Below are 8,650 nucleotides of genomic sequence, written 5' to 3'. Positions count from 1 at the left end.
TAAAGAGATAATTTGTATTGTAAACATCATTAAAGTTCGATTTATTATTTAGGAGGCAATTTTCATGGTAGCTAAGATATTAGACGGTAGAGAAATAGCGAAGGCGTATAGAGCAGATCTTCAAAGTGAAGTAGAAAAATTAAAAAAGCATAACATCGTACCAAAATTATCTGTAATATTAGTAGGTAATGACGGTGCTAGTAAAAGCTATGTTAATTCGAAAAAGAAAGCAGCCGAAAAGATTGGTATGATATCTGAGATCATACACATGGATGAATCATCAACAGAAGAAGAAGTGTTAAACGAGCTAGACAGATTAAATAATGATGATTCTGTGAGTGGAATTTTAGTGCAAGTACCACTACCTAAACAAGTTTCAGAATCTAAAGTATTAGAAGCAATTAACCCTGAAAAAGATGTAGATGGTTTTAACCCAATTAATATTGGTAGGTTATACACTGGTGAACGTACATTTGTTCCATGTACTCCATTAGGAATTATGGAAATTTTAAAACATGCAGAAATAGATTTAAAAGGTAAAAACGTAGCTGTAATTGGTAGAAGTCATATCGTAGGTCAACCTGTTAGTAAATTATTAACTGATCAAGACGCAACAGTTACGTTGTTACATTCTAAATCAACGAATACTGAAGAAGTATTAAAACAATCTGATGTAATCGTTAGTGCAGTAGGAAATGTACATCTCGTAACTAAAGATTTAGTTAAACCAGGAGCAGTCATTATTGATGTAGGTAACACACCAGATGATGACGGTAAACTTAAAGGTGATGTAGATTTCGAAGCCGTTAAAGAAGTAGCTGGCGCAATTACACCTGTACCTGGTGGCGTTGGTCCCCTTACAATTACTATGGTGTTAAATAATACATTACTAGCTGAAAAATGGAAAAACGGAATAGAATAAAAAAAATATATTAAAATAGGCTGGGACAATTAATTGTCCCAGCCTATTTTAATTTTATTGTCAGATATTTTTATCAGTCTTCGTGTTTATTTCAGATTCTTCCTGAATCACACGATATACTTCATAAAATTTATACGTTTGTAATACTCATTTTTGGACCGAATGGTTCGAAATGTACATCTGATTGATCGATGTTTAATTTGCTTAACTCATCAAAAATTGTATCCATAAATGTTATACCACCACATAGATAAATATCTACATCTTTATCGATCCATGCTTTTAGTTCGTCACTTGTTAAGTAACCATCTCTTTCTTTTAAGTGATAAGTTACTTTAACATTATTATTCATTGCATTTAATGCAGCAATTTCGTCTTTGAAAGGCACATCTTTTTCTGATTCGTTAACGTGTACGAAATGAACTTCTTTGCCTTTATATCCTTCATCTTCTAACATAGCTAACATTGGTGTAACGCCTGCTCCTGAAGATAATAGTAATATTTTTTTGTCATCTGCTGATTCTACTTTGAAATCACCTGCTGGAGCTGAAATTTCTATTGTATCTCCAACTGAGTAGCTATTGTGTAGGTCGTGTGATACTAGTCCTTTTTTCTCACCGAATCCTTCTTTTTTAACTGCAAATCTAATTTTGCCATCATTTTTAACAGAATAAATTGAATAATGTCTTAACGCTAAATTCTCGTCATTTGTAGGTTTAATACGAACAGTAATATATTGACCAGCTACTAAATCTGGTACTTTAATATTCTCTTCTGGTTCTACTTCAAATGATTTCATTGAAGTACCTTGGTCTTCAATATTAGTAATTTTAAATGATTTAAAATCTTCCCAAGCTGCTTGTTCATACATTGCTTTTTCCATTTGAATGAATACGCCAGCTATTTCACCATATGCTTCTTCCCAGGCATTCATAATATCATCTGTTGCTGCATCACCTAGTACTTCTTTAATTGCTTTTAAAAGAAATTCTCCAACTATAGGATAATGTTCTTCTTTTACTTGTAATGCACGATGTTTATGTGCGATTTGATTCACATTAGGTACGATTGCTTCTAAATGATCAATATGTTTAGCTGCTGCTAATACTGTTTGTGCTAATGCTGTTTGTTGTTTACCTTGTTTTTGATTTGATTTATTAAATATGTTTAATAATTCTGGGTGTGCTTCAAACATTCTTTCATAAAATACTTTTGTAATTTCATTTCCGTGTTCTTCTAACACAGGTACTGTTTGTTTGACGATTTCTTTAGTTTGTTCTGATAACATCAGAATCCCCCTCTAAAAGATATATTTTAAATACATCTTTAATTGTAAAAAATTTCACAATGTTTTTCAACAAATTTTGCAATAGTTTACAAAATTGTCACTTATCCATAAAACATAAATTGAATCATTGTTTTTTACATACAATATTAAGTATAATTAATATATTAAAAGGAGGCTGAACTTTATGAAGCTCACCCAATATACGGACTATTCGTTGCGCGTGCTTATGTATCTTGCTCAACAGAAAAAACAATCTCAAATAGAAGAGATTGCGAATTTTTATGGGATTTCTAAAAACCATTTAACTAAAGTAGTTCATCAACTCGTAAAATTAGGCTATTTAAAATCTATAAGAGGAAGAAATGGCGGAATTATTCTCAACAAGTCACCTCGAGATATAAATATCGGGAAACTTGTGCGTTTAACAGAAGATCACTTTGAATTAGTAGAATGCTTTAATATGGAAACTAATACTTGCCCTATCGCATTAAATTGTGGATTACAAGGTGCACTTAATCATGCTTTAAATGAATATCTTCTTACTTTAGATAAATATTATTTAAGTGATATTATCCCCAAAAATACTCTAAAAGAAACACTTTATACTCCTTGATAATTGAAATCGGTCTAAAGGTCGATGTAAATGTGACAACATTGCGATAATATTTTAAATAATAAGGAATTGATGCACGAGTCGTGTTATTCTTTTCTTATAGTTTACAACAAAGGAGTACATAATTATGATGAATAAAATATTACAATCATTAACAGTTCTTGGTGTATCAGCATCATTAGTTACACCTTCTTTAACTGCAAGTGCTACTAGCAATAGTCTGCCACAAATTAAAGGTGTTGAAGGAGACGTTGTTGAAAAAGGTAGCGATTATGATTCATTAAAGGGAATTAAAGCATATGATAAAGAAGACGGTGACTTAACTAACAAGATTAAAGTTACTGGTGATGTAGATACTTCTAAATTAGGCAAATACAAAGTACAGTATAAAGTTACGGATTCTGATGGTGGATATCGAACTAAATGGCATTATGTTTATGTAGTAAAAGAAGGTTCTTTAAATGGAACAAAAGATAAAGCGACTGATGATAAAGACAAATCTAAAGCTGAAGTAGCTTCTAATAAAAAGACTTCAACTAAAAATTTAGATGACAATATGCCTCTTATTACGGTACCTACTAAAGACTTAGTATACCAAGGTGATCACTTTGACCCAATGAAAGGTGTTAAAGGTGTAGATAAAAAAGATGGCGACATAACTGATAAAGTTTCAGTTAAAGGTGATATTGACACTTCAAAAACTGGCTTACAATATATAACTTATCATGTTAAAGATTCTGATGGTTATTACTACACATATAAACGCGGAGTTTACGTAAACGATGCTGAATTAGCACCTAATCCAGAAATGTCAGGTGTCAAAGATACTACAGTTAAAAAAGGTGAAGATTTCGACCTTTTAAAAGATGTAAAAGCTAAAGACAAATCAGGAAAAGATTTAACTTCAGACATAGTAACGAGTGGCGAAGTAAATACTAATAAACCTGGTGAATATAAAGTTGGATATGCAGTGTCAGATTCTGATGGTCATATCACTGCTCAAGGAAGAACAATTACAGTGAAATAAAATAAAACGCTCAATCCGAAAATTAACGGATTGAGCGTTTTATTTTTATTAGCAAAATTATCATACATAATTGAAGTTTTATTACATTTTAATTTTTCATAATATGCTGAAAAATCAATGTTTTTATTAATTTTTGATTGTTTTTATAGATTTAAAAACCTTTTTAAAATGTACACAAAAATTTAACATTTAGGTAAAATCCCGTCATATCAAAGGTTTTTTTATACTTTTCGAAATTATAACGCTTACACTCCGTTTGATAGCCTTGTAAATATGTACAAATCCTTTAAAATTGAGGTCTAGCCATATATATAGGTATATAGAAAATTTGGGAGGTAAAAAACGTGGCAAAGTTAAAGTCAATACTTCTCATGTCAACATTAGGTATTTTACTTAGTGGTTGTTCAAATTTAGAAGTATTAAACCCCAAAGGCCCGATGGCAGAAGATTCTCGTTTCTTAATTATCTTTTCAATTATAATGATGGTCTTCATAGTCATATTGGTCTCAGTTTTGTTTTTAATATTTATTATAAAATATAGAAAAACAAAAAACGAATCAACTGGTACAATGCACCACAACTTCATCTTAGAAGCAGTATGGTTTATAATTCCTGTTATCATACTTGTGATACTGGCTGTACCAACAATTAAATCTCTTTATTCTTATGAAGAACCACCTAAATCTGATGAAGATCCAGTAGTTATTTATGCTACAAGTGCTGGTTATAAATGGTTCTTTAGTTATCCAGATGAAAAGGTTGAAACAGTCAATCATGTAACTATTCCAGAAGGTCGCCCAGTTTTATTCAAACTGCAATCTATGGATATGATGACAAGTTTCTGGATTCCACAATTAGGTGGACAGAAATATGCCATGACAAGCATGACAATGGATTGGACATTGCAAGCTAATGAAACTGGTTCATTTAAAGGAAGAAACTCAAACTTTAATGGTGAAGGTTTCTCAAGACAAACATTTAACGTAAATTCAGTAAGTTCAGAAGACTACGATAAATGGGTTTCAAAATCTCAAAAACGTAAAACAATTGATCAAGATACATTCGATCACCAACTTTTACCTACAACTCAGAATCAGGAACTTACTTATAGCGGTACACATTTAGCATATGTTGATCCGGCTTCAGATCCGGAATATATCTTCCATGCATTTAAACGTTTCCGTTATGAACCAAAAGATCCAAACTTCTATGACGAAAGTGAAGGCGTAACTGATAAGCCGGTATTACCTGCTCGTAAAGTAACTGTTACTAACCCTAACTATGAACGTCATGGAATGAAACCTATGATTCTTCCAAATAATGAAAAATATGATAGTGACTTCAAGAAAGACGAAAAACATCATATGGACGAAATGGAAAAAATCCAAGAAGATGCTAAATCTGAAGATGAAAAGAAAGATGAGCAATCTTCAAATAAAAACCATGGAGGTGACAAGTAATGAATTTTCCATGGAATGAATTTATCGTACAAAGCGACTGGATGATTACAATGGCGCAAGTCATGCTTGTATTAACAGGTATCTGCGTCGTTGGTGGATTAACTTATTATAAAAAATGGAAATGGTTATATACTGAATGGTTAACTTCAGTCGACCATAAAAAAATCGGTGTAATGTATATTCTTTCTGCAATCATTATGTTCTTCCGTGGTGGTGTAGATGCTCTTCTTATCCGCCTACAATTAATGACACCAGATAATACATTACTAGAATCTCAGCACTATAATGAAATCTTTACAACACATGGTGTTATCATGATTATCTTCATGGCTATGCCGTTCTTAATTGGTTTAATGAACGTTGTTGTACCATTACAATTAGGTGCTCGAGATGTTGCATTCCCAATGTTAAATAACTTAAGTTTCTGGTTATTTGCTGCCGGAATGGGATTATTTAATATTTCATTCGTACTTGGTGGTGCTCCAGCTGCTGGTTGGACAAACTATGCTCCACTTGCAACTGATTTCAGTCCAGGTACTGGTATCAATTATTATTTAATTGCAATACAAATTGCTGGTATTGGTACGTTAATGACCGGTATTAACTTCTTTGTTACTATCTTAAAATTACGTACTAAATCTATGAAATTTATGCAAATTCCGATGTTCTCAATGACAACATTAATTACATCATTATTAATCATCTTAGCCTTCCCTATTTTAACTGTCGCTCTTGCATTAATGACTTTCGACCGTTTAATGGGAACAAGCTTCTTTGAAGTAGCTAATGGTGGTATGCCAATGCTATGGGCTAACTTCTTCTGGGTTTGGGGTCACCCTGAAGTATATATACTTGTATTACCAGCATTCGGTATTTATTCAGAAATTATCCCAACATTTGCTAGAAAACGTTTATTCGGACATCAAAGTATGGTCTGGGCAACAAGTGGTATTGCATTCTTAAGTTTCTTAGTTTGGGTTCACCATTTCTTCACAATGGGTAATGGTGCATTAGTAAACTCATTCTTCTCAATAACTACAATGTTAATCGCAGTACCAACCGGTGTTAAAATATTCAACTGGCTATTCACCTTGTATAAAGGACGAATTTCCTTTGAATCACCAATGCTATTCTCATTAGCATTCATTCCTAACTTTACATTAGGTGGTGTTACAGGTGTCATGCTTGCTATGGCAGCTGCAGACTATCAGTACCACAATACGTATTTCTTAGTGGCACATTTCCACTACGTAATTATTGCTGGTGTTGTATTCGCATGTTTCGCAGGTTTAATTTTCTGGTATCCAAAAATGTTTGGTTACAAATTAAATGAAAAAATCAATCAATGGTTATTCTGGACATTTACTCTAGGATTTAACTTATGTTTCTTACCACAATTCTTACTTGGCTTAGATGGTATGCCACGTCGTTTATACAAATACACGCAATCAGATGGATGGTTCTCATTAAACTTCATCTCAACAATTGGTGCATTCTTGATGGGTATAGGATTCTTAGCGTTAGTTTGGAACGTAGTATATAGTTACGGTAAAGCTAAACGTGAAGCAAATGGTGACAACTGGAACGGTTTAGGTAGAACATTAGAATGGGCTACTGCTTCAGCAATGCCACCACATTACAACTTTGCAATCACACCAAATTGGTATGATACTGAAACATTTGTAGAAATGAAGCAAAATGGTAAACACTATCTTGATGATCATGACTATAAAGATATTCATATGCCAAATAATACACACGTTGGTTTCTGGATGGCAGTATGTTTCCTATTCGGAGGTTTCTTCTTAGTATTTGAAACGTATATTCCAGCAATTATCTTTGGTATAGGCGTATTAGCATGTATGGTATTTAGAAGTTTCGAAAAAGACTACGGTTACCATATTCATGCTGAAGAATTAGAAGAAAATGAAGCAAAATTACGTGAATTGCGCAAACAAGAATTACAGGAAAAGGAGGACAATAAAGATGAGTAATGAACAACATAAAACAATTGATACTGTTAATGAAACAGGCCAATTAAACAAACTCGGATTTTGGGTCTTTCTTACTGCAGAAGTTGCGTTATTCGGTACTTTATTTGCAACATTCTTAGTATTACAAAAAAGTGGTTCTTACGGTGGTTTTACTACACCAGAACTATTTGAATTACCATTAGTAATGATAATGACATTCCTTTTATTAGTAAGTAGTTACACTTGTGGTATCGGTGTACATTACATGCGTAAAGAAAATGTCAAAATGATGATGGTATGGATGATCATCACATTATTACTTGGTGCAGGATTCGTTGGATTTGAAGTATACGAATTCACACATTATGTTCATGAAGGTGTTACACCACAATTAGCATCATTCTGGTCTGGATTCTTTATACTTTTAGGAACACATGGTCTTCATGTTACTTTAGGTGTATTCTGGATAACAGGCGTATTAATTCAAATTGCTACACGTGGATTAAACGAACATAATGCACCAAAAGTATTTATCGGAAGCTTATATTGGCATTTCCTTGATGTTGTATGGATCTTTATCTTTACACTAGTTTATCTTGTAGGGATGGTGAGTGGATCATGAATAAAACAGTCGTTACGCATACAGTCGGTTTAATATTTTCAATTTTACTTACGTTGTTAGCTGTTTATGTTATGTTATACACTGGCATGTCACTACAAGTAAGAACTTCAATTATTATAGGATTTGCATTTATACAAGCATTAGTTCAATTATTAATGTTCATGCATTTAACAGAAGGACCAGATGGACGTGCAACAGCCTTCAAAGTACTATTCGCAGTAATTATTACTTTATTAGTAGTAATCGGTACTTATTGGGTTATGGTTGGCGGACATAGTTCCCATATGTAATACCTATATATTAAAAGTCACTCTGAATAGAGTGGCTTTTTTAATTTTGTTTTTATGTGGGAATATTGGGGGGGCTTGCTTACACTTCTTTTTAGTTATGTGAATATGGGTGTCCTTAGTTACACTTCTCTCCACTTGTGTGAATATGGGTGACCTTGCTTACACTTCTCTCCACTTGTGTGAATATAGATGTCCTTAGTTACACTTCTCTCCACTTGTGTGTATGGGTGCCCTTAGTTACACTTCTCTCCACTTGTGTGAATATGGGTGCCCTTAGTTACACTTCTCTCCACTTGTGTGAATATGGATGTCCTTAGTTACACTTCTCTCCACTTGTGTGAATATGGGTGACCTTAGTTACACTTCTTTGGTATGTCAACAAAAACTTAGACAGAATTCATAAGTTTATAAGAGGTTGGCGTTTGATAATTTAATCCTGCATGTATTCTTTCATT

8 protein-coding genes and 1 pseudogene are annotated in these 8,650 nt (G+C 33.0%); 8 read left to right on the top strand and 1 reads right to left on the bottom strand.

From position 1 onward, the window contains the following. The first annotated feature begins 64 nt into the window (after nucleotides 1–64). Entirely contained in the window at nucleotides 65–922 is an 858-nt protein-coding gene (gene folD / locus CD129_RS00490; protein ID WP_078356762.1) for a bifunctional methylenetetrahydrofolate dehydrogenase/methenyltetrahydrofolate cyclohydrolase FolD, read from the top strand. Between the two features lie 130 nt (nucleotides 923–1,052). Here the strand turns inward: folD and CD129_RS00485 are convergent, their stop codons facing one another. Then, nucleotides 1,053–2,210: a globin domain-containing protein gene (locus tag CD129_RS00485; RefSeq protein WP_078356761.1), complete on the bottom strand. Its 1,158-nt coding sequence runs from the start codon at nucleotides 2,208–2,210 to the stop codon at nucleotides 1,053–1,055. Between the two features lie 184 nt (nucleotides 2,211–2,394). Between CD129_RS00485 and CD129_RS00480 the strand changes: the two genes are divergently transcribed. From CD129_RS00480 to qoxD, 7 genes and pseudogenes are all read left to right on the top strand, one after another. Beyond that, nucleotides 2,395–2,823 carry an RrF2 family transcriptional regulator gene (locus CD129_RS00480; protein ID WP_115337610.1) on the top strand — a complete coding sequence of 143 codons (429 nt, stop codon included), beginning with the start codon at nucleotides 2,395–2,397 and terminating at the stop codon, nucleotides 2,821–2,823. A gap of 130 nt (nucleotides 2,824–2,953) precedes the next feature. Then, nucleotides 2,954–3,244, top strand: a pseudogene (locus CD129_RS13360) (immunoglobulin-like domain-containing protein); the annotation flags it as partial. Nucleotides 3,245–3,379: 135 nt separating this feature from the next. After that, a complete protein-coding gene (locus tag CD129_RS13355) occupies nucleotides 3,380–3,850 on the top strand; it encodes an immunoglobulin-like domain-containing protein (protein WP_256681885.1) in 471 nt (156 codons plus the stop codon). 344 nt (nucleotides 3,851–4,194) lie between these two features. Then, nucleotides 4,195–5,310 (top strand): cytochrome aa3 quinol oxidase subunit II, encoded by a 1,116-nt coding sequence (gene qoxA, locus CD129_RS00470; protein WP_078356758.1) that lies wholly within the window; start codon nucleotides 4,195–4,197, stop codon nucleotides 5,308–5,310. Next, entirely contained in the window at nucleotides 5,310–7,304 is a 1,995-nt protein-coding gene (qoxB, locus tag CD129_RS00465; protein WP_115337611.1) for a cytochrome aa3 quinol oxidase subunit I, read from the top strand. Before qoxA ends, qoxB begins: the two co-directional genes overlap by 1 nt. Next, nucleotides 7,297–7,905: a cytochrome aa3 quinol oxidase subunit III gene (gene qoxC / locus CD129_RS00460; RefSeq protein WP_078356756.1), complete on the top strand. Its 609-nt coding sequence runs from the start codon at nucleotides 7,297–7,299 to the stop codon at nucleotides 7,903–7,905. Before qoxB ends, qoxC begins: the two co-directional genes overlap by 8 nt. After that, nucleotides 7,902–8,195, top strand: a complete 294-nt coding sequence (qoxD, locus tag CD129_RS00455) for a cytochrome aa3 quinol oxidase subunit IV (protein ID WP_078356755.1) — start codon at nucleotides 7,902–7,904, stop codon at nucleotides 8,193–8,195. The genes qoxC and qoxD overlap by 4 nt, the downstream gene beginning before the upstream one ends. The last annotated feature ends 455 nt before the right edge of the window (nucleotides 8,196–8,650 follow it).

Source organism: Mammaliicoccus fleurettii, from assembly GCF_003970575.1.
GTDB lineage: Bacteria > Bacillota > Bacilli > Staphylococcales > Staphylococcaceae > Mammaliicoccus > Mammaliicoccus fleurettii.
Note: the sequence above shows the minus strand (reverse complement) of the source record. Positions and strands in the feature narration are given on the sequence as shown.

Bases quoted from the DNA above. Each gene is read 5' to 3' on its own strand.
- qoxC (WP_078356756.1), top strand. From the start codon at position 7,297: ATGAGTAATGAACAACATAAAACAATTGATACTGTTAATGAAACAGGC.
- CD129_RS13355 (WP_256681885.1), top strand. From the start codon at position 3,380: ATGCCTCTTATTACGGTACCTACTAAAGACTTAGTATACCAAGGTGAT.
- qoxD (WP_078356755.1), top strand. From the start codon at position 7,902: ATGAATAAAACAGTCGTTACGCATACAGTCGGTTTAATATTTTCAATT.
- folD (WP_078356762.1), top strand. From the start codon at position 65: ATGGTAGCTAAGATATTAGACGGTAGAGAAATAGCGAAGGCGTATAGA.
- CD129_RS00485 (WP_078356761.1), bottom strand. From the start codon at position 2,210: ATGTTATCAGAACAAACTAAAGAAATCGTCAAACAAACAGTACCTGTG.
- qoxB (WP_115337611.1), top strand. From the start codon at position 5,310: ATGAATTTTCCATGGAATGAATTTATCGTACAAAGCGACTGGATGATT.
- CD129_RS00480 (WP_115337610.1), top strand. From the start codon at position 2,395: ATGAAGCTCACCCAATATACGGACTATTCGTTGCGCGTGCTTATGTAT.